This window comes from Mesorhizobium sp. WSM4837 (assembly GCF_055811435.1).
Map to the genome: position 1 here is coordinate 99,301 of NZ_JBVVQE010000009.1, position 19,641 is coordinate 118,941.

Here is a 19,641-nt window from a genome sequence, read left to right on the forward strand (position 1 = left end):
CCGCTACTCCAATCGGTGACGCTTTGACGACGGGCCGGAGCTACCGATCGCGGCTTAGCCCCTTCTCTTCCAGCTCGGCGAGATAGGCGGCCCAGCGTGCGTCCTTCTCATGACCCAGCGTATGCAGGTAGTTCCAGGTGAAGATGCCGGTATCGTGGAAATCGTCGAAGGTGATGCGGACGGCATAGTTGCCGACCGGTTCGATCTTCAGGATCGCAACCTTGCGCTTGCCGGGAACGGTCACGCGCTGTTCGGGCGAATGGCCCTGCACTTCGGCCGATGGCGAGGCCACCCGCAGCAGCTCCGCCGGCAGCTCGAACGGCTGATGGCCAGGGAACGTCACGGTTAGCAGCCTGCGGTCCTTCGAGACCCTGAGTTCCTTCGGCGCCGTCATGGTGATAGGTTCCGCATCATCTGTCCTTTCCTTACGCCGCTTCGCGCAGCGGGAAAAGGCCGCTTCGAAACTTCCGACACGATCTGTCGGCGGCGCGATGTTGCCTAATGCATGTCGCGCAAAATTGTGCAGCGGTTTTTGCGATAACGACATGCATAAACAACAACCTAAAGCGCGTCGTATGAGGGCCGGTCGAACGCGACGCGCTTTAGGAATCGAAACTTCTTGACTTGAATGGCAGGTTGGATCGTATCACATAGCCATATATAACGATGCCGTTCGCAACCACGGGAAACGCACCAGCATGGACATGATCGATCCTTTTGGTCGCACGATCAGCTATCTGCGCGTTTCGGTCACCGACCGCTGCGACTTCCGCTGCACCTATTGCATGGCCGAGGACATGGCGTTCCTTCCCAAGAAGGATTTGCTGTCGCTGGAAGAACTCGACCGGCTATGCACGGTTTTCATCCAAAAGGGCGTCAGGAAACTGCGTCTTACCGGCGGCGAGCCGCTGGTGCGCAAGAACATCATGCATCTTGTGCGTCAGATTTCGCGTCATCTCGAAAGCGGCGCTCTGGAAGAATTGACGCTGACCACCAACGGCTCGCAGCTTTCGCGCTTTGCCGCTGAACTCGCCGATTGCGGGGTCAAGCGCATCAACGTCTCGCTGGACACGCTGGACCCGGAAAAATTCCGCCAGATTACCCGCTGGGGCAATCTCGACAAGGTCATGGACGGCATCGACGCCGCGCAGGCAGCGGGACTGAAGGTGAAGCTCAATGCGGTGGCGCTGAAGGATTTCAATGACGCCGAACTGCCCGAGATGCTGCGCTGGGCGCACGGCCGCGGCATGGAGTTGACTGTCATCGAAACCATGCCGATGGGCGAGATCGACGCCGACCGCACCGACCAGTATCTGCCGCTGTCGCTGCTGCGCGCAGCACTCGAGCGGCAGTTCACGCTGACCGACATCCCCTACAAGACCGGTGGCCCGGCCCGCTACGTCCACGTCGCCGAGACCGGTGGCAGGCTCGGCTTCATCACGCCGATGACGCATAATTTTTGCGAAAGCTGCAACCGCGTCCGGCTGACCTGCACCGGCACGCTCTATATGTGCCTCGGCCAGGAAGATGCCGCCGACCTGCGCGCACCGTTGCGTGCATCCGAAGGCAACGAACTGGTCGCCGACGCCATCGACGAAGCCATTGGCCGCAAGCCGAAGGGCCATGATTTCATCATCGACCGCCGCACCAACCGTCCGTCGGTATCGCGGCACATGAGCGTCACCGGCGGCTGATGTTCCTGGTCGCACCGCCGAAATAGATCCTGCCGCTGTTGCGAGGAGGTTGCAGCGAGCCGCCGAAGGCCGTGGACCAGCCCTTTGACGTTGCTGTCTTGCCGCCGGCTGGTAGAGGCTTGATGCAGGACCACAGTGGTAACGCCTTTGCTTTTTTCCCCAAATCTTCGCGGTGCACTGTTCATGGTGGTGGCCATGAGTGGTTTCACCCTCAACGACGCGATCACCAAAGTCGCGTCGGAATCCATGAACATGGCGCAGGTCATGCTGATCCGCGGCGCCTTCGCTTCGCTTTTCGTGGGCCTGCTTGCCTGGCAACGCGGTGCGCTTGCCCTGCCCGGCTCGATGCTGCAGCCGATGGTGGCGATACGCGTGATCGGCGAAGCCGGCGCTACCGCGTCGTTTCTCATCGCCCTTGCCCATCTGCCGATTGCCAATGTCTCGGCCGTGCTGCAGGCGCTGCCGCTGGCGGTGACGATGGGCGCAGCACTTGTGTTCAAGGAAGGCGTCGGCTGGCGGCGCTGGCTGGCCATCGCCATCGGTTTTGCCGGCGTGCTGATCATCGTGCGGCCCGGCTTCGAGGGGTTCAGCATCTATTCGCTGCTGGCGCTGGCCTGTGTCGCCTGTTGTGCGGTGCGTGACCTCGCCACCAAGCGGATACCGCAAGCCATTCCGACATTGCTGGTGTCGACCACCACGGCAGTCGCCATGACCGTGCTCGGCGCGGCGCTGCTTTTGCCAATGGGCGGATGGACACCGATGACGGGGGAAAGCACGGCGTTCCTGGCATTGGCGGCAGTGCTCGTGGTCATCGGTTACCAGTTCATCATCATGGCGATGCGGGTGGGCGACATCTCGTTCATCGCGCCGTTCCGCTACACGGCCCTGCTCTGGTCGATCCTGCTTGGCCTGTTCATCTTCGGCGACGTTCCCGACCTGCCGATGATCCTCGGCGCCAGCATCATCGTCTGCTCCGGCCTCTACGCACTTTACCGCGAACGGATCGTCGGCCGGCGCAAGACAGCCGCCGAAAGCGCTGGACCTGATATGGCGCCGGACGGCATATAGGCTTGCCGTTCGCCACGAGTGACCTTGTCCGCGTCGAGGGTCTGTTGCAGAGCATGAAGCCATGATGAGACGCGTCTTCGGTATCACCGGCTGGAAGAATTCCGGCAAGACGACACTGACCGAAAAGCTGGTCGCCGAGCTCGTCCGGCGTGGCTGGAAAGTCTCGACGGTAAAACACGCCCATCATGCCTTCGACATCGACAAACCGGGGGCGGACAGTTTTCGCCACCGGCAGGCCGGGGCCACTGAAGTCGCCATCGTGTCGGACAGGCGCTGGGCGCTGATGCACGAATTGCGCGGCGAGGACGAGCCGACGCTGGATGTGATCCTGTCGCGGCTCGGCGCCGCCGACATCGTGCTGGTCGAAGGCTACAAGCGCGAGGCGCACAGCAAGATCGAGACGCGGCGGATGGAGGCCAAGGACCGGGCGCCGCTTTCGGCAAATGATCCGCATATCGTCGCCGTCGCCGCCGACTTCGCCGTAGCCGACGAAAGCCTGCCCGTCTTCGATCTCGACGACACCAGATCGATAGCCGACTTCATCGAGCGGTCGACAGGTTTGACGCGCTGAGGGACTGCCGAAGAAGCATCGGCCGCCCCTTTTTCGTCGTTGCTATGCCTGCCGCAGCGTCAGCATTGTCCGGCAATGCGAAACCCGCAAGCACCGGTTTTACAGTTGCTTTTTCTTGGGAAAGAATGGGAGTATCGCGCCAGCCGGCGGTCAACAGAACCGCCCACAGAGCCGTTCGGAACGACGGCCGGGAACATACAGAGAGGACTATCATGCGTACTGCACTGCGTATCGCGCTCGCCGCATCGGCGGCGCTGCTGACATTGGGCGTTGCCCAGGCTCAGGAGAAAACCTTGAGGATCGGTACGGAGGGAGCCTATCCGCCGTTCAACAACCTGACCGCTGACGGTCAGCTCGTGGGTTTCGACATCGATATCGCCAAGGCGCTTTGCGACGAGATGAAGGTGACGTGCACTTTCGTCGCGCAGGATTGGGACGGCATCATCCCGGCGCTTCAGGCCGGCAAGTTCGACGCCATCGTCGCCTCGATGTCGATCACGCCGGAGCGTGCCGAGAAGGTCGACTTCACCAACAAATACTACAACACGCCGCCGGCCATCGCCGCGCCCAAGGACAGCGATATCAAAGGCGTGACCAAGGAGGATCTGGCCGGCAAGACGATCGGCGTGCAGGCGGCCACCACCCACTTCAATTATTCAACCAAGACTTATGCCGACAGTACAATCAAGCCATACCCCACCGCGCAGGAATACCAGCTCGATCTCGCCAATGGCCGCGTTGATGCGGTCAACGACGACATCACCGTCATCGAAGGCTGGCTTGCCACGCCGGACGGCGCCTGCTGCAAGCTGATCGGCGCAATCACGCCCGACATCGAGATACATGGTCCGGGCGCCGGCATCGCGGTACGCAAGGGCGATACCGCGTTGGTCGACCAGTTCAACAAGGCGATCGACGCCATCCGCGCCAACGGAAAGTACAAGGAAATCAACGACAAGTACTTCAAGTACGACGTCTACGGCGGCGAGTCCTGATCCTTCCGGGTTGACGGCGAACGGCGGGACATCCCCGCCGTTTGCGCAAGGCGCGGCGCGCCAGGGCTGACGCCGCGCTCTCAAAAAAAGCCATAGAGGAGAACAGGCAGGCGGATGCAAAGCGTTTGGACGCTGCTCAGTTGGGGACCCGAAGGCTGGCTCGACGACATCGCCTATGGTGTTTTCATCACCGTTTCGCTTGCAGCCGCGACCCTGCCTCTCGGTCTGGTGATCGGCTTTCTGGTTGCGCTGGCCAAGCAATCCAACGAGCCGTCGCTGCGGCTGGCCGGCAATATCTACACCACGATCTTTCGTGGATTGCCTGAGTTGCTGACCCTGTTCATCATCTTTTACGGCGCGCAAATCGGCATTCAGCAATTGATGCGCCTGTATGACCCGACCGCCGCGGTCGAAGTGAATGCTTTTGTTTCCGGCATGATCGCGCTCGGCGTCGTCTTCTCGTCCTACGCCAGCGAGGTCTTCCTCTCGGCATTCCGCGCCATCCCGAAGGGACAGTATGAGGGCGGCTATTCGGTTGGCCTGTCTGGCTGGCACACGATGCGCCTTGTGGTGCTGCCGCAGCTTGTCCGTATCGCACTGCCGGGTCTTGCCAATCTGTGGCTCATCCTTCTCAAGGATACCGCCCTGGTTTCCGCCATCGGTCTTACCGACATATTGCGGCAAGCGGGCGTCGCCGCCCGTGTCACCAAGCACGCCTTCCTGTTTTTCGGTGTTGCCGCGCTTATTTATCTGCTCCTCGCCATCATATCGTCCTTCGGCATCAATGCGATCGAACGAGCGGTCGGCCGCCAGCAGGTGCAGCGATGAGTGCGGCAGCAGCCGACGTGGCGAGGAAGGTCGAAAAACCGCCAGCAATCCCGCACGGCTGGCCGCGCCAACGTATTCTCGGCTACGCGCTGGTCTGTATGTGGATAGCTCTTCTCGCCGGGATTGCTGTGTACCTCTTTGTCGCCTGGAACGGCGAGCTTTTCTCGAAATATGCGCCATCCTATGTGACAGGGCTAGGTGTGACGCTTTTGCTGGTCGCCATCTCGATCGTGCTTGGCGCGGTCCTGTCGGTGCCGATCGCCTATGCCCGCATGTCGAAAAACCGATTTCTTTCAGATCTTGCCTACGCCTATGTCTATTTCTTCCGCGGCACGCCGCTGCTGGCCCAGACCTTCCTTGTCTATTACGGCGTAGGCTCGTTCCGGCCGCAGCTCGATATGATTGGCCTCTGGGGTTTTTTCCGGGAGGCGTTCAACTGCGCAATCTTCGCCTTCTCGCTCAATACTGCCGCCTATCAGGCTGAAATCCTGCGCGGCGCGATCGAGAGCGTGCCCAGAGGCCAGTGGGAGGGCGCCGCCTCGCTCGGCTTGCACAAATTGCAGACGATGTGGAAGATCATCCTGCCGCAGGCACTGATCGTGGCGCTGCGTCCCTACGGCAACGAGATCATCCTGATGATCAAGGGCTCGGCGATCGTAGCCATCATCACCGTATATGATCTGATGGGCATCACGAAGCTCACCTATTCGCGCACTTTCGACTTCCAGTCCTATGTCTGGGCGGCGATCATCTATCTGATCATTGTCGAGATACTCCGCCACGCGGTCGAGTGGATAGAACGGCGCATTACCATACATCTGCACCGCTGACTCCCATAGCTTTGCCTGATCCGCTAAGAAGGCCGGAAACAGGATTGAAGGGATTCGAAAACATGGCATCGGTGGCATTTCTCGGTCTTGGCGTCATGGGCTATCCAATGGCCGGACATCTCCGGAACAAGGGCGGCCACGACGTCACCGTCTACAACCGCACCAAGGCAAAGGCCGAGCAATGGGTTGCCCAGCATGGCGGCAGTGTTGCCGACACGCCGGCTGAGGCCGCCGACGGCAAGGACTTTGTCTTTTGCTGCGTTGGCAATGACGATGATTTGCGCGCGGTGACGATTGGAGCCGAGGGTGCGTTCCAGTTGATGAAGAACGGAGCTATCTTCATCGACAACACCACGGCCTCGGCTGAAGTCGCGCGCGAACTGGCGGAGAAGGCGCAAGTTCGCGGTTTCTCGTTCCTCGACGCACCGGTCTCCGGCGGTCAGGCCGGCGCCGAAAACGGCATCCTGACCGTCATGGTCGGCGGCGAACAGAAAGCCTTCGAGCAGGCGAAGCCTGTCATCGATGCCTATGCCCGCATGGTCGGGCTGATGGGCCCGGCCGGCTCGGGCCAACTTACCAAGATGATCAACCAGATCTGCATCGCCGGCCTTGTCCAAGGGCTGGCCGAAGGTATTCATTTCGGAAAGAAGGCTGGGCTCGACATCGAAAAGGTCATCGAGGTGATCTCCAAGGGCGCGGCCGGCTCATGGCAGATGGAGAACCGCCACAAGACGATGAATGCCGGCAAATATGATTTCGGCTTCGCCGTCGACTGGATGCGCAAGGATCTCGGCATCTGCCTGGCGGAGGCCGACCGCAACGGCGCCAAGCTGCCGGTGACGGCACTTGTCGACCAGTTCTACAAGGATGTGCAGGGCATGGGCGGCAAACGCTGGGACACGTCTTCGCTGCTGGCGCGATTGGAGAAGTAGGTTTTGTCGTGGCCGAGCTTTCGCCTCACTCCAGCGCCGAGGAGATTGTCGCCCATCTGCGCTCGATCGGCTCGCAGGAGAACCGCCTTGGCATGCTGCGCTACGGCATCAAGATCGAACGTGCGCTCGGGATCCCGCATGGCGTGCAGCGGCAGATTGCCAAGAAATCAAGCGCACCATGAGCGTGCCTTCGAACTATGGCAGTCGGGCATCATGGAAGCGCAGTTCATCGCTTCCGTCACAGCCGATCCGAAGCGGTTTTCTGCTGCGGATGCAAGACGATGGGCGGCGACTTTCGACTCGTGGGATATCGTCGACGGCGTCTCCGATCTCTTTGTCGATACGGATTGCTGGAAGGAACTGATAGAAGAGTTCGCGGCCGACGAACGCGAGTTCGTTCGACGCACGGCTTTTGCCATGATGGCCTGGTCGGTCGTCCACCGGAAGAAGGAGCCAGAGGCGACCTTCCTCGACTTCCTGCCGATCATCGAAGCGCACGCCGGCGATGGCCGTAATTTTGTGAAGAAGGCGGTGAACTGGGCGCTTCGCTCTATCGGCAAGCGATCGGTGAATTTGCACGGCGCTGCCCTTGCCTTGGCACAGAAGCTTGCCGGTTCGACCGACAAGACGGCGCGCTGGATCGGCAAGGACGCTGTAAGGGAGCTTTCCGATGCCAAAACGCTCGAGCGGCTCGCCAGAAAAGGCTGACCGGAGCCAAATCCGTTTTACCGAGGTGACGCGATCGACGCGCGCCGATTTCGAGAGCCTGTTCGAGCAGCCTGGCGGCCCGAAATATTGCTGGTGCATGGCCTGGCGCCACCTCGAAAACCGCGAGCATGCGTCCAACGATGAGAGGAGACGGGCCATGATGGCGCTCATCGACGCCGGCACGCCGGTCGGCATCGTCGCCCATGCCGAAGGCAACACCGTCGGCTGGTGCTCCGTGGCGCCGCGCGAGACCTATCGCAAGCTGTCGCAGGCGCAGGACGACAGCGAGGCAGGCGTCTGGTCGATCGTTTGCTTCTATGTGCCGAGGGCGTCGCGCGGCCGTGGACTGGCAAGCGAGCTGCTCGACGCGGCCATCGATCACGCCTTCGCCAAAGGCGCCAGGACGATCGAGGCCTATCCGGTCGATCAGGCATCACCGAGTTACCGTTTCATGGGCTTTCGAGAGATGTTCGTGGCCCGCGGATTTCACGAGATCGGCATGGCCGGCTCGCGCCGGCATGTGATGCGGCTCGAACGTTGACGCTGTCGGCGACGGCAGCTTTACTCCTGTCAAATGGAGAGCACACGGTGAGCAATCGTTTCAAATCGACAGCGGCGCTGGCGGCCGTGCTGAGTTCCATAGTGGCGGGCAGCGCTTCCGCCGAAACCGCGCGCATATTCTGGAAGGACCTGCGCCCGGCGACCCAGCCCGCTGCCGAAAGTGTCGGATTGCCGATGGTCGCGGCAAAAATCCCTGACCGTGGCGAGACGCTGTCCCTCAATTTGCGAGACAAGGCCGTCCAACTGGCGGGATATGCGCTGCCGCTCGATCGGGACGGCGATCTCGTCTATCAGTTCCTGCTGGTGCCGTGGACAGGGGCGTGCAGCCACATGCCGACGCCGCCGCCCAATCAGATCGTCCTCGTCACGCCCGCCCGCCCCTACAGGATGTCGCAAGCCTATCAGCCGGTTGCCGTGACCGGCGCGCTGGAGCCGGGCATGGAGAAAAGTCAGCTGTTCATCCTCGACGGTGTCAGCGTGATCCAGTCGGGTTACACCGTGCGCAAGGCGGAGGTGACGGATGTCGATCGCGTGCCAGACACGATCACGCTACCGGCAACCTCGCCGTGGAGTTTCCTCAACAAAAAGAAGAACTAAGCAAAAACTCTTCAGGCCGCGTTGGCGCCCGATTCCTTGTCCAGGACCATGTAGTCGAGCGGCATTTCGGTCGTGTATTTGATCTGCTCCATGGCAAACGACGACGAGACGTCGCGGATCTCGATCTTGGCGATCAGCCGCTTGTAGAAGGCGTCGTAAGCAGCGATGTCGGGCACCACCACGCGCAAGAGATAGTCGACGTCGCCGCTCATCCGGTAGAACTCGACCACTTCCGGAAATTCCTGGATGACCTCCGAAAAGCGGCGCAGCCACTCATGGCTGTGCGAATTGGTGCGGATCGACACGAACACGGTGACGCGCACATTGACCTTTTCATGATCGAGGATGGCGACGCGCCGCTTGATGACGCCTTCCTCCTCGAGCTTCTGGATGCGCCGCCAGCAGGGCGTGGTCGACAGTCCGACTTTCTTGGCGACATCGGCGACCGCGAGCGTCGCGTCCTCCTGCAAGAGGCGGAGGATTTTTCTGTCAAGGCGGTCCATTTGGGTGCTCCCACGGGGATAGATCAGGAATAGATTGGCTATAGTCCTTCTTATTTGGGCCATTCACAAGAAAGAAATTCTGTCAGATGGCGCAAAAGCGAGTGATTTCTTGCTTACGCGTCAGCCGAGGCGATAGCGGATTTCCGATCTCAGAAACGGCAGCAAATCCATTTCAAACCACGGATTGCGCTTCAGCCAGCCGGTGTTGCGCCACGACGGATGCGGTAGCGGCAGCACTTTCGGGATGGTGGGCGCATCCCAGATGGTGCGCCAATCCATCACCGTCTCCGTCAGCGAGGGCCGGCGCGCGGCGCCCATGTGCCAGGATTGCGCATAGAGGCCGATCGTCAGCACCAGGTCGATATGCGGCATCAGCGCCATCAGCGGCGCACGCCAGGCCGCTGCACATTCGCGGCGCGGCGGCAGGTCGCCGCCCTTGGCATCCTGGCCGGGAAAGCAAAAGCCCATCGGCACGATGGCGAATTTTGTCGTGTCGTAGAATTCTTCGCTGCTGACGCCCAGCCAGTCCCGCAACCGATCGCCGGAGGCGTCGGTGAACGGCGTGCCTGACATATGCACCTTGGTGCCCGGTGCCTGGCTGGCAATCAGGATACGGGCGCTCGACGACGGCCTGAGCACAGGGCGCGGCTCATGCGGCAGCGGCTGGCCGACCGGGTTTTCGACGCAGATTCGGCAGGCGCGCACCCTCGCCGCGAAGTTTTCCAGCTCTCGCTCATGCCTGGGGCTCATCCTCAGGCGGCGGCGCTCGGCCGGCTGGAGATCGCCTGATGCCAGCGCAGCACGTTGGCACAGTCTTCCGGCACCTTGATGCGCGCCGGCTTCATGAAGTCGATGGCAATCAGCCCGGTGATGTCGGCGATCGAATAGGCGTCGCCGGCAACGAATTCGCGGTTCGCCAACTCGTCGTCGAGGAGTTTCAGGAATTCAACGGCTTTCAGCTTGTTGGCCTCGCCCCATTCGGGGATTTGCGGAATTTCCCATCCCTTCATCGCCGGATGGACGTGGCGGAACGCGGCGCTGACGCAGTTGAGCAAGTTGAGCTCCATCCGTCTCTGCCACATCTCGACCAGCGCTTTGCCGAGCGCGCCGCGGCCGAACAATGCCGGTTCCGGGTGCAGTTCCTCGAAATAGCGGCAGATGGCGACGGATTCGGTGATGACGGTGCCGTCGTCGAGTTCGAGCACCGGCAGGCGCTGCAGCGGGTTGCGCGAACTGACCGGCTGCTCCTTGTGCTGCATCGCGCCCATGTCGACGGGCACCAGCGGAACCTCAAGCCGCTTTTCGGCGAGGAAGACGCGAACCCGCCGTGGATTGGGCGCCCGGCCGCCGTCAAAGAGTTTCATCCCATCCTCCTTTCGCCTCGGCCCGACGACCGGAATCGATTGCCGGAAAGCACGACGCGAAGTTAAAAAAATCTCAGCGCATGGCTTGTGCGTCCGACTGGACGCACGTCGCTCTGTTGCAACACTATAGGATTGACCATCACCAGAAGCGAAAAATTTCTCGTAAGCCATCGCCGATCGAAGCCAAGCGACCGTGCTTTCTTTCGACCACTTCGTGATCGCGGTTCTCGCGCCAATCGTGCGGCTCGTCGAAAGTGCCGGCCCAGATACCAGCCTTGCCCGATCGGGCAGCGGCCTCCTCGGTTTCAAAATCGCCATAGGCAACTGCCCAGCCGGCCTCGACCTGGGCGCGGTTGAGATCCTTGCCGCCGGCGTTGCAATCGCCGAGCAGCCGGCGGTATCGATCGCGCTGCCAGCCGGTGCAGGAGACGGGTTTGCCTGATATCAGACGTACCAGCGACTGCCGCGCCAGCTTGCCGCAGGGATAGTCGGCGCCGTCCTTGCGGCAGATCTGCGAATATTCTGGCGCATCAATGCCGCGCATGCGGATGCGCTCGGTACCGAGCGTGATCGTATCGCCGTCATTGACGACGGCGGCACCCTCAGCCTTGCGCGTCTCGATCCGATCAAGGCGCGCCGCCAGAAGGATCAGCAGACCGAGGACAATCACGGCCAGTGCATAGTCCACCAGCCGGCGCCAAAGGCTTCGCGGCTGCGGCGGGACGTATCGCAGTCCCGGCCGCCGCGACCACGAACGGCTCATATGGCAAACCGTTGGTTAATCATTCGAACGTAGCTTAACAATTTGAAAGCGCTGCCCGCATAAATTGAAGTCTCCATGCCCTCGCAACGTTCGACCACAGCGGACAAGTTTATTGTGGACCGCCGGAAACCCCATCGCAACAGCGATGTGGCGCGCGCGGTGCGCAAGACGCGCGACCGTCTTTCGCAGCAGGCCGGAAATCCTGATTTCGACCGCGAGCTGTTGAAACTGCACGCCCGTGCGATGATAGGCGGCGCGATCATAGTTCCGCTTCTCGTCCTGGCGACCGCCGCGACCGGTCTGTTCTCTGGCGTCGGAAAGGCAATTGGCGTCTGGGCGCTTCTTATACTCATCTGCTACGCCATCGTCGTGTTCATGGCGAGGCGCGTCGACCGAACGGAAGCTGCCGAACTCAACCCGCTGCAAACGCACCGTGATTTCCTGATAGGCCATTTCCTTTGCGGCCTGGGCTGGGCCTGGTTTGCCTGGCTCGGTTGCGACGCTTGCCAGGTCGACCAGTTCCAGTTGATCAAGGCGGTGGTGCTGCTGCTTGCCATGGCGGCGACGGCGATCACAGCGTCATCGTTGCGCGGTGCGTTGCTGGCGACTTTCGCCGTTCCGGTGGCCGCCTATGCCTATGCCGGCGCCAGGCAGTGGATGCCGGTCGAGTTGATCATGGCCGGGTTGCTGATTGTCTCGCTGCCCTTCTTCGCCTATGTGGCGCGCCGCCTCAATCGCTCGTCCTTGATGCTGCTCTCGTTCCGCTCCGAAAAGGACGCGCTGATTGCCGAATTGGACACGGCGAAATCGATGTCGGACGAAGCGCGCCGACGGGCGGAGGACGCCAACCTGGCAAAGTCGCGGTTTTTGGCCTCGATGAGTCATGAGTTGCGGACGCCGCTCAACGCCATTCTCGGTTTCTCCGAGGTGATGGCGAACGAAGTGCTCGGACCGATGAGCAATCCGACCTATCGGGACTATGCTCGCGACGTCCATGACTCTGGCCAGCACCTGCTCGACCTGATCAACGAAATCCTCGACCTGTCGCGCATCGAAGCGGGCCGCTACCAGCTCAACGAAGAGCCGATGATGCTGCTTTCCGTCGTCGAGGATTGCTGTCACATGATGGAGCTGAAGGCGCGCAACAAGGACATCCGCATCGTCCAGGATTTCGAAAACGCCTTGCCGCGCCTGTTCGCCGACGAACGCGCGGTGCGCCAGATCGCGCTCAATCTTTTGTCGAACGCCATCAAGTTCACCGGAACCGGCGGCGAGATCCGCGTGCGCGTCGGCTGGACGGCGGGCGGCGGCCAATACCTCTCCGTCAAAGACAATGGGCCCGGCATTCCGGAAGACGAGATTCCGGTCGTGCTGTCCGCCTTCGGCCAGGGCTCCATCGCCATCAAGAGCGCCGAGCAAGGCACCGGGCTTGGCCTGCCGATCGTCCAAAGCCTGCTCGCCATGCATGGCGGCGAGTTCGAACTCCAATCCAAACTGCGCGAAGGCACCGAGGCGATAGCCATCTTTCCGTTGAGCCGGGTGATGGAGGAATTGCCGGCGCTGCCGACCAGGGCCGTTGCTGCGCGCCGGCGATAGACGCTTAATGCATGTCGCCGCAAAACAACAACCTGAAGCGCGTCGCATGAGGCGGGTCGAACGCGACGCGCTTTAATGCAGCGCCGCTGCCATGCCCGAGGCGGTGAGCGCAGCGGCTTTGACCAGGCCGGCCGCAAGTGCCGCCCCTGCCCCCTCGCCGTGGCTGACGCCGAGATCAAGCAGCGGGCGCAAGCCGAGTCGCTCGGCGGCCCGAGCATGCGCAGGCTCTGGCGACAGGCTGGCAAGCAGGCAATGATCGAGCGCAGTGGCGTCGGCGGCATGCAGCGCCGCCGCAGCGGCTGTCGCCACCAACCCATCGAGCAGGACGGGGATCTTCTGCGTCCGGGCGGCGAGGATGGCGCCGGCAATCGCTGCGAACTCACGGCCGCCAACCCGGCGCAACGCTTCCAGCGGGTCCCTGAGACCTGTGCCGTGGAAGGCTAGCGCGGCATCGACCACTTCCGCCTTGCGCACCCGCATCGATGCATCGGCGCCCGATCCGGATCCGACCCAATCTGCGCCACTGCCGCCGAACAGCGCGGCAAGCAAGGCCGCGGCGACGGTGGAATTGCCGACGCCGAGGTCGCCAAGGCAAAGCAGATCGGCGCCGCCGGCGATCGCCTCCATGCCGAAGGCCATGGTGGCGGCACAGCCGCGTTCGTCAAGTGCCGCCTCCTCGGTGATGTCGGCGGTTGGAATGTGCAGCGCAAGATCGAACACTTTCAGCCCGAGATTATTGGCGATGCAGATCTGGTTGATCGCCGCACCCCCGGCCGCGCAAAGCTCGACGGCGTTCGCCGTGGCAGCGACGGGCCGTGGCGAAATGCCGTGGCGAGCGACGCCGTGATTGCCGGCGAAGATCGCCACCAGGGGCCGGTTCACTGCCGGCGGCGCGCGGCCGCTCCAGGCGGCCAGCCAAGCCGCGATGTCCTCGATGCGGCCGAGCGAACCCTTGGGTTTGTCGGACTTGGCAAACAGCGCACGGACGCTGGCTTCGGCTGCGGTGTCGGCTCGCGGCAGGGTCGCCAGAAGATTGCGAAAATCGTCGAAGGGCAGCACGCTGGTCATGTCGTCGATGATGGTTCCCGGAACTGGTGAGCGGCATAGCCGCCTTGCTCGGCCGGCACAACTGCCTGCATTGACGCGAAAGCGGCGGCCGGCGGCGCATTCCGGAGGGCTTGCATTGGCCTTGCCGTTACACCATGTGCAGGCGAGACAAGGGATTCCTTGGGAATCCTGAGAGATAAACATGACGGCCATCGAATCCCCATGCGTCCTGGTCTGTTCGATCGATATGAAAACCGGCTTCTGCTTCGGTTGCGGCCGCACGCGCGAGGAAATCGGCGCCTGGATCGAGATGACCCCCGAAACCCGCCGCCGCGTCATGGCCGAGCTGCCGGCCCGGCTGGAAACGGTTGAACGCAGACCGCGCCGCGAAACTCGCCGCACCCGCCTCGCGCGCGAACGCGACGCTCTCTCGTGAGCCACATATGAACCGGGTTTTCTGGGTTTTGATGATCCTGATCGGGGTGGGCGTTGTCCTGCTCATGCTCAATGATTCCGCCGGCAGCACATTCGGCGTCGAGAATTACGATTTCAGCCGGTTGATCTGGCTTGGCGCACTGGTTGCACTCATCGCCGCCGGCCTGCTCAGATCAGGCAGGCCCTTGGGCACGATGGCCCGCAGCCTGGGCACCTGGGCCGTCATCGTGCTCGCACTGATCGCCGGCTACCAGTACCGTTATGAATTGCAGGATTTCGCCAGCCGGGTAACGGCCGGCCTTGTTCCCGGCAGTCCATTGGCGTTGGGCCTCGAGGACGGCCGTGCCACGGTGACCCTGGACAAGGCCGGCAATGGCCATTTCGAAGCGCGCATCATGGTTAACGGCACGCCGGTCCGGGCCGTGGTCGATACCGGCGCAACCAGCACCGTGCTGACCGCGCAGGACGCGCAAGCGGCCGGCTTCAATCCAGCCGCTCTCAATTTCACCATCCCGGTTTCGACCGCCAACGGCATGGCGCGCGCCGCCGTCGTGAGAACCGACGAATTGGCGATCGGCGGGATCGTGCGCAAGGACATGCCGGTCATGATCGCCGCGCCCGGCATGCTCGGCCAGAGCCTGCTCGGCATGAACTTCATCGGCTCATTGTCCGGATTCGACGTGCGCGGCGACCGCATGATCTTGCGCGATTGAACGGCCGCTGCGCCGCCGCTCAGTGAGCGTTGAGCATCTCGACCGCTCGATCGAACCGGCCGTCCCGCTCCGCCCGGCACAGGAAAGCCCACGCACTCCACCAGGATCTCCTTGGGCGTCGGCTCTCGGCTGAACAGAGCCATCGCCTCGTCGAAAACGCATCGAGCGGCATATAGTCGTCGTGGGTCGACTGGCCGGGCGTGAGTTCAGTGCGAACCAGTGGCAGCGCAAGCTCGATCACTTCGACCTTGCCCCTGAGTTGCTCGCGCAACGACACCGTATAGGAATGGATCGCCGCCTTGGTGGCATTGTAGGTCGGCGTGCCACTCGGCGGCACGCGATCTGGGAACTTCAAGGGCAAATCGTGACCCAAAGCCGACGAGAGCAGGACTAGGCTCCGAAGCGATACTCTTTTATCATGGAAACAGTTGCCCAGCGCCGGAAACTACCATGGAGCGCAGGCTTGCGGCGATACTTGCCGCTGACATCGTTGGCTACAGCCGCCTTATGGAAGCCGATGAGGCGGATACCCTCGCGCGCCTGAAGAGCACCCGCGAGAACCTGATCGATCCGAAGATCGCCGCTCATAAGGGGCGCATCGTGAAGCTCATGGGCGACGGCGCGCTCATAGAATTCTCCAGCGTGGTCGACGCGGTCGGTTGCGCCGTCGAAATCCAGCGGACGATGGCGGAGTGCAACGCCGAACTGCCGAAGGAAAAACAACTCGAATTCCGCATTGGCGTAAACCTTGGCGATGTGATTGTCGAAGGGCAGGATATCTATGGCGACGGCGTGAATGTCGCAGCGAGACTGGAAGGATTGGCCGAACCCGGGGGCGTCCTTATTTCAGGAACGGCGTTCGATCAGGTCGAGAGAAAGCTGGATTTTGAGTTCGAATTCTTGGGTGAACAAAAGCTCAAGAACATCGAAAAACCTATTCGTCTGTATCGGGCAGGCCCGCGGGCACGCGCCGCATCCGGAACAGTTCCAGCAAAACGCAAGCGCTATATCGAATGGCGCCGGCCGGCGGTCGCGGCGACGGCGCTGATCCTGATCGCCGGAGGTGTAGCACTTTGGAAGGTCGTTGGGGACGGTTCAGGACCGCCGGTCGAGGTGGCCTCCAGGGAAAGAATGGCGCTCCCGCTACCTGACAAGCCATCGATCGCTGTATTGCCATTCACCAACATCTCGAGCGACGCCGGCCAGGAGCACTTCGCCGACGGCATGACCGATGACTTGATCACCGACCTTTCCAAGCTTTCCGGCCTTTTCGTGATCGCGCGAAACTCGACATTCGTTTACCGCGGCAAGCCGGTAAAAATCAGCCAGGTCGCCGAAGAACTTGGCGTGCGTTACGTTCTCGAGGGAAGCGTACGGCGAGCCGGCGAGCAGGTGCGAGTCAACGCCCAGCTCATCGATGCCCTCACCGGCGGGCATGTGTGGGCGGACAGGTTCGATGGAAACGTCGCCGATATTTTTGCGGTCCAGGACATTTTTGTCGCAAAGATCGTCGAAGCGTTGAAGGTCAATCTCACCACCACCGAAAAAACGGAAATTGCCCGCGCCAAGCCGGACAATATCGCAGCCAAGGAAGCTTTCGAAGAGGGTTGGAGCCTTTATCTCCGTTACAACGCAAAGGACACAGCTGCCGCCATCACTTCCTTGAAAAAAGCAACCGAACTTGATCCCGAATATGGGCGAGCTTATGCCGCCCTGGCGCTGGCCTACTTCCGCGTCGTTGACTCACTCTGGGGTAAAGAACTCGGTAGGGACGAACCATATTTCTGGTGGGGAGCTCACGATTACGTAGAGCTGGCCAAGAAATATCCAACGTCACTGTCTTATACGGTCGAGGCATTGCGGAACGTTTATCAAGGTCTGGCCAAAGATGCACGCAGGAATGCCGGTCGTGCGATTGCATTGGATCCCAACGACCCCGAAGCACACATAGCAATGGCTTGGGCGCTGACGATCTCAGGCGAACCTGCCGAGGCGCTGAATTTCGTCGCGACCGCCATGCGGCTCAACCCGACCTATCCAAGCCACTACGTTCTCGCTCGTGGATTGGCGCTTTTTGCAATGGGCGATCTGAAACAAGCGGCTGAGGTGTTCGGAGACGGCGTCAGGCGAAACCCAGACGCAACTGCGCTCTTTCTACCACTCAGTTCCGTGCTGGCGCAGCTCGGGCGCCGGGAAGAAGCCAGGCAAATGCTCCTGAAGTTCCGACCGGGTGCAGACCAGAAAGGGCTCGAAAATCTTCCCGACACCTATATCTTCTCGTTCCAATGGGATTATGAACACGCAGGCGTGCGGGAGCGCCTGTATGATGGTCTCCGTATCGCTGCGCTGCCGCTGGCCATCACCGTTACGAGCCTGGAAACAGAGCTTGAGACCGGCAATCCCTTTTCCCAGCAATATGCGGCAGAGCGACTGGGCTGGTTTGGACCAGCGGCAGCACAAGCCGTTCCGGCTCTGGTTGAAGCGCTTAAGGTTGAATATCTCCGCCGGGATGCCATCGAGGCGCTGGGAAAGATCGGGCCTCCGGCACGAGCTGCGACACCTGCGCTCGTGGCACTCCAGAATGAAGCTCTAATTGGCATTCACGCAAAGGACGCACTATCCAAAATCAGAGGCAATTGATCGACCCTGGACGCGCGCCCGGGATTTCCGCTTGTGGTCCAACGCGGACCTGCTGCGATGTCTGCTCGGGAGCCGCTGGTGGGGGCAAGGAGACATTAGACGCGTCCAGTCCGCCATCCCAGTTTATGAATAGACGGCCTAGGCGAACCACCAGCGTTCGGCGATCTTAAGCCCGTCCATCGGCCAGTTCGACGCCACCTCGCCATGGGCGAGAGCCTTGGTGTGGGCATCGACATAGGAGTTGAAGACGACATTAATGAGCCCGCCGTCGTCATGCAGCAATTGCTGCATTTCGGCATACATGCCGGCACGCTTGGTATCGTCGGTCTCCGAGCGGGCGGCGACGAGCAGCTCATTAAAGCGCGGATTTTTCCAAGACGTTTCGTTCCACACCGCTTCCGCCGCATAGGCGATGGTGAACATCCAGTCGCACGTCGGCCGGCCGGCCCAGTAAGAGGCGTAGAACGGCTTCTTGAACCAGACATTGTCCCAGTAGCCTTCATTGGGCTCCCTGATCACATTCAGGTTGAGCCCGGCCGCCCGGGCATGCTCCTGCCACAGGAGAGCCGAGTCGGTCGCACCCGTGAACCCGGCATCCGCGACCGACAGGTCGAACTGGGTGTTCTCGGCCCCCGCCTTCTTGAGAAGGCTCTTGACTATATCGGGGTCGTAGACATGCTTCGGCTGCGGATCGATCGCGAACTTGACGGTCGGTGCGACCGGATTGTCGTTGCCGACGGCGCCGTGGCCGAGAAACACCTTCCGCACGATCTCGTCGCGATTGAGCGAGTACTTGATCGCATTGCGCACATCGGGATTGTCGAAGGGCGCCTTCTGGACGTTCATGACATAAACGTAGTGGCCGTAGCCCGTCGTCTCCGAGATCACGAGATCGGGGTTCTGCCTCAGGATGTCGAGCGTCTTCAGATCGCAGCGATCCATGTAGTGGACCTCGCCGGTGTTGAGCGCGTTGGTGCGCGCCTTCACATCGTTGATCGCCAGGCATTCGACACGGTCGAACCAGCCCTTGTCGGATTTGAAGTAGCTCGGGTTCTTGTTGAAGGTGGCGATGACGCCGGGCTCGAATTTCTCGAGCATGTAGGGGCCGGTGCGGATGCCCGACTCCCAGTCGACGCCGCCCTCTTTCGCCGGCATGACCGGGATGTCCGACATGATGTAGGGGAAGTCGGCATTGCCGCCGTCGAGTTCGAACACCACCGTCTCGGCACCGTCGGCGACGACATTCTTGACCGAAGCCAAAAGCGATTTCATCACCGATTTCGTGCCCTTGACGTTATGGTGCCTGACAGAGGCCACGACATCGTCGGCGGTAACCGTCTTGCCATTGTGAAAGGTGGCTCCTTTCCTCAGTTTGAACACCCACTTCTTGGCGCCGTCTGACGGCTCAAAGCTCTCGGCGAGGTCGGGGACCACGTTGCCCTTGGAATCGATCTCGGTTAGGCCATTCGACAAGGTTCCGAATAGCGCGGTGCCGGTGAACGGGTTGACGCTGGTACTACCCGGGTCCAGTGAATCGGTGGCGGCGGCATCGCCGATTCCGATCTTCAAGGTGCCGCCCTTCTTGGGCTCGGCGCGCACCGCCTGGACGAACATCGCATTGGCGGCCGTGGCGGTAAGGCCGGCGGCGAACGCCAGCTGAACAAAGTCGCGACGCGAAACGCTGCCTTTCGCGGCAAGCTTGGCGGCCAACTTCAGTTTCGTTGCAAATTCCGTCACAGATGCTCTCTCCCTCGAACGGGAAGATCATGCGAGACCCTCGGCGGCCCGAGAGACTT

20 protein-coding genes and 2 pseudogenes are annotated in these 19,641 nt (G+C 61.5%); 14 read left to right on the forward strand and 8 right to left on the reverse strand.

All coding sequences use genetic code 11. The annotated features are described in order from the left end of the window. Window positions 1–40: 40 nt before the first annotated feature. On the reverse strand, window positions 41–394 hold the full coding sequence (locus AC0L3D_RS07530) for a gamma-butyrobetaine hydroxylase family protein (RefSeq protein ID WP_128169523.1): 354 nt from the start codon (window positions 392–394) through the stop codon (window positions 41–43). Window positions 395–698: 304 nt separating this feature from the next. Between AC0L3D_RS07530 and moaA the strand changes: the two genes are divergently transcribed. The 10 genes and pseudogenes from moaA (at window position 699) to AC0L3D_RS07580 (ending at window position 8,784) form a co-directional block, all read left to right on the forward strand. Further along, on the forward strand, window positions 699–1,694 hold the full coding sequence (moaA, locus tag AC0L3D_RS07535; RefSeq protein ID WP_473643690.1) for a GTP 3',8-cyclase MoaA: 996 nt from the start codon (window positions 699–701) through the stop codon (window positions 1,692–1,694). A gap of 147 nt (window positions 1,695–1,841) precedes the next feature. Further along, window positions 1,842–2,762 carry a DMT family transporter gene (locus AC0L3D_RS07540; RefSeq protein WP_287241942.1) on the forward strand — a complete coding sequence of 307 codons (921 nt, stop codon included), beginning with the start codon at window positions 1,842–1,844 and terminating at the stop codon, window positions 2,760–2,762. A gap of 61 nt (window positions 2,763–2,823) precedes the next feature. Beyond that, on the forward strand, window positions 2,824–3,333 hold the full coding sequence (mobB, locus tag AC0L3D_RS07545; RefSeq protein ID WP_473643692.1) for a molybdopterin-guanine dinucleotide biosynthesis protein B: 510 nt from the start codon (window positions 2,824–2,826) through the stop codon (window positions 3,331–3,333). A 212-nt stretch (window positions 3,334–3,545) separates the two neighbouring features. After that, a complete protein-coding gene (locus AC0L3D_RS07550; RefSeq protein WP_473643694.1) occupies window positions 3,546–4,328 on the forward strand; it encodes an ABC transporter substrate-binding protein in 783 nt (260 codons plus the stop codon). Between the two features lie 114 nt (window positions 4,329–4,442). After that, window positions 4,443–5,156 carry an ABC transporter permease gene (locus tag AC0L3D_RS07555; RefSeq protein ID WP_473643696.1) on the forward strand — a complete coding sequence of 238 codons (714 nt, stop codon included), beginning with the start codon at window positions 4,443–4,445 and terminating at the stop codon, window positions 5,154–5,156. Continuing rightward, on the forward strand, window positions 5,153–5,986 hold the full coding sequence (locus AC0L3D_RS07560; protein ID WP_473643698.1) for an ABC transporter permease: 834 nt from the start codon (window positions 5,153–5,155) through the stop codon (window positions 5,984–5,986). The genes AC0L3D_RS07555 and AC0L3D_RS07560 overlap by 4 nt, the downstream gene beginning before the upstream one ends. Before the next feature lie 62 nt (window positions 5,987–6,048). Then, window positions 6,049–6,918, forward strand: coding sequence for an NAD(P)-dependent oxidoreductase (locus tag AC0L3D_RS07565; RefSeq protein ID WP_473643743.1), 870 nt, complete (start codon window positions 6,049–6,051; stop codon window positions 6,916–6,918). 8 nt (window positions 6,919–6,926) lie between these two features. Beyond that, a pseudogene (locus AC0L3D_RS07570) lies at window positions 6,927–7,626 on the forward strand (DNA alkylation repair protein). Beyond that, complete coding sequence (locus AC0L3D_RS07575) at window positions 7,589–8,167, forward strand: GNAT family N-acetyltransferase (RefSeq protein WP_473643700.1); 579 nt, start codon at window positions 7,589–7,591, stop codon at window positions 8,165–8,167. Before AC0L3D_RS07570 ends, AC0L3D_RS07575 begins: the two are co-directional and overlap by 38 nt. Before the next feature lie 47 nt (window positions 8,168–8,214). After that, window positions 8,215–8,784, forward strand: coding sequence for a DUF3299 domain-containing protein (locus AC0L3D_RS07580; RefSeq protein ID WP_473643701.1), 570 nt, complete (start codon window positions 8,215–8,217; stop codon window positions 8,782–8,784). Window positions 8,785–8,795: 11 nt separating this feature from the next. Here the strand turns inward: AC0L3D_RS07580 and AC0L3D_RS07585 are convergent, their stop codons facing one another. From AC0L3D_RS07585 to AC0L3D_RS07600, 4 genes are all read right to left on the reverse strand, one after another. Further along, a complete protein-coding gene (locus tag AC0L3D_RS07585) occupies window positions 8,796–9,287 on the reverse strand; it encodes an Lrp/AsnC family transcriptional regulator (RefSeq protein WP_006333679.1) in 492 nt (163 codons plus the stop codon). 120 nt (window positions 9,288–9,407) lie between these two features. After that, on the reverse strand, window positions 9,408–10,100 hold the full coding sequence (locus AC0L3D_RS07590) for a uracil-DNA glycosylase family protein (RefSeq protein WP_473643745.1): 693 nt from the start codon (window positions 10,098–10,100) through the stop codon (window positions 9,408–9,410). Beyond that, window positions 10,040–10,651, reverse strand: coding sequence for a glutathione S-transferase (locus AC0L3D_RS07595; protein ID WP_473643703.1), 612 nt, complete (start codon window positions 10,649–10,651; stop codon window positions 10,040–10,042). Before AC0L3D_RS07595 ends, AC0L3D_RS07590 begins: the two co-directional genes overlap by 61 nt. A 139-nt stretch (window positions 10,652–10,790) precedes the next feature. Beyond that, window positions 10,791–11,414 carry a thermonuclease family protein gene (locus AC0L3D_RS07600; protein WP_473643705.1) on the reverse strand — a complete coding sequence of 208 codons (624 nt, stop codon included), beginning with the start codon at window positions 11,412–11,414 and terminating at the stop codon, window positions 10,791–10,793. Window positions 11,415–11,489: 75 nt separating this feature from the next. Between AC0L3D_RS07600 and AC0L3D_RS07605 the strand changes: the two genes are divergently transcribed. Next, on the forward strand, window positions 11,490–13,010 hold the full coding sequence (locus AC0L3D_RS07605) for a sensor histidine kinase (protein WP_473643707.1): 1,521 nt from the start codon (window positions 11,490–11,492) through the stop codon (window positions 13,008–13,010). A gap of 72 nt (window positions 13,011–13,082) precedes the next feature. On the opposite strand, the gene AC0L3D_RS07610 is transcribed toward AC0L3D_RS07605, so the two are convergent. Then, window positions 13,083–14,078, reverse strand: a complete 996-nt coding sequence (locus tag AC0L3D_RS07610) for a nicotinate-nucleotide--dimethylbenzimidazole phosphoribosyltransferase (RefSeq protein ID WP_473643709.1) — start codon at window positions 14,076–14,078, stop codon at window positions 13,083–13,085. A 181-nt stretch (window positions 14,079–14,259) separates the two neighbouring features. On the opposite strand from AC0L3D_RS07610, the gene AC0L3D_RS07615 reads away from it, so the two are divergent. After that, the gene (locus AC0L3D_RS07615; RefSeq protein WP_473643711.1) at window positions 14,260–14,493 is read left to right on the forward strand and encodes a DUF1289 domain-containing protein; all 234 of its coding nucleotides are present in this window, start codon (window positions 14,260–14,262) and stop codon (window positions 14,491–14,493) included. Window positions 14,494–14,500: 7 nt separating this feature from the next. Continuing rightward, window positions 14,501–15,205, forward strand: a complete 705-nt coding sequence (locus AC0L3D_RS07620) for a TIGR02281 family clan AA aspartic protease (RefSeq protein ID WP_473643713.1) — start codon at window positions 14,501–14,503, stop codon at window positions 15,203–15,205. A gap of 19 nt (window positions 15,206–15,224) precedes the next feature. Here AC0L3D_RS07620 and AC0L3D_RS07625 read toward each other — a convergent pair. After that, window positions 15,225–15,542: pseudogene (locus AC0L3D_RS07625) on the reverse strand (oxidoreductase); the annotation flags it as partial. Between the two features lie 113 nt (window positions 15,543–15,655). Between AC0L3D_RS07625 and AC0L3D_RS07630 the strand changes: the two are divergent. Continuing rightward, complete coding sequence (locus tag AC0L3D_RS07630) at window positions 15,656–17,845, forward strand: adenylate/guanylate cyclase domain-containing protein (protein WP_473643715.1); 2,190 nt, start codon at window positions 15,656–15,658, stop codon at window positions 17,843–17,845. A gap of 138 nt (window positions 17,846–17,983) precedes the next feature. Here AC0L3D_RS07630 and AC0L3D_RS07635 read toward each other — a convergent pair whose 3' ends face one another. Further along, a complete protein-coding gene (locus AC0L3D_RS07635) occupies window positions 17,984–19,582 on the reverse strand; it encodes an ABC transporter substrate-binding protein (RefSeq protein WP_287227978.1) in 1,599 nt (532 codons plus the stop codon). Window positions 19,583–19,641: the final 59 nt, after the last annotated feature.

Excerpts from the sequence above, each read along its gene's own strand:
- AC0L3D_RS07530 (WP_128169523.1), bottom strand. The coding sequence starts at position 394 with ATGACGGCGCCGAAGGAACTCAGGGTCTCGAAGGACCGCAGGCTGCTA.
- moaA (WP_473643690.1), top strand. The coding sequence starts at position 699 with ATGGACATGATCGATCCTTTTGGTCGCACGATCAGCTATCTGCGCGTT.
- mobB (WP_473643692.1), top strand. The coding sequence starts at position 2,824 with ATGATGAGACGCGTCTTCGGTATCACCGGCTGGAAGAATTCCGGCAAG.
- AC0L3D_RS07550 (WP_473643694.1), top strand. The coding sequence starts at position 3,546 with ATGCGTACTGCACTGCGTATCGCGCTCGCCGCATCGGCGGCGCTGCTG.
- AC0L3D_RS07555 (WP_473643696.1), top strand. The coding sequence starts at position 4,443 with ATGCAAAGCGTTTGGACGCTGCTCAGTTGGGGACCCGAAGGCTGGCTC.
- AC0L3D_RS07560 (WP_473643698.1), top strand. The coding sequence starts at position 5,153 with ATGAGTGCGGCAGCAGCCGACGTGGCGAGGAAGGTCGAAAAACCGCCA.
- AC0L3D_RS07565 (WP_473643743.1), top strand. The coding sequence starts at position 6,049 with ATGGCATCGGTGGCATTTCTCGGTCTTGGCGTCATGGGCTATCCAATG.
- AC0L3D_RS07575 (WP_473643700.1), top strand. The coding sequence starts at position 7,589 with ATGCCAAAACGCTCGAGCGGCTCGCCAGAAAAGGCTGACCGGAGCCAA.
- AC0L3D_RS07585 (WP_006333679.1), bottom strand. The coding sequence starts at position 9,287 with ATGGACCGCCTTGACAGAAAAATCCTCCGCCTCTTGCAGGAGGACGCG.
- AC0L3D_RS07595 (WP_473643703.1), bottom strand. The coding sequence starts at position 10,651 with ATGAAACTCTTTGACGGCGGCCGGGCGCCCAATCCACGGCGGGTTCGC.
- AC0L3D_RS07600 (WP_473643705.1), bottom strand. The coding sequence starts at position 11,414 with ATGAGCCGTTCGTGGTCGCGGCGGCCGGGACTGCGATACGTCCCGCCG.
- AC0L3D_RS07605 (WP_473643707.1), top strand. The coding sequence starts at position 11,490 with ATGCCCTCGCAACGTTCGACCACAGCGGACAAGTTTATTGTGGACCGC.
- AC0L3D_RS07610 (WP_473643709.1), bottom strand. The coding sequence starts at position 14,078 with ATGACCAGCGTGCTGCCCTTCGACGATTTTCGCAATCTTCTGGCGACC.
- AC0L3D_RS07615 (WP_473643711.1), top strand. The coding sequence starts at position 14,260 with ATGACGGCCATCGAATCCCCATGCGTCCTGGTCTGTTCGATCGATATG.
- AC0L3D_RS07620 (WP_473643713.1), top strand. The coding sequence starts at position 14,501 with ATGAACCGGGTTTTCTGGGTTTTGATGATCCTGATCGGGGTGGGCGTT.
- AC0L3D_RS07630 (WP_473643715.1), top strand. The coding sequence starts at position 15,656 with ATGGAGCGCAGGCTTGCGGCGATACTTGCCGCTGACATCGTTGGCTAC.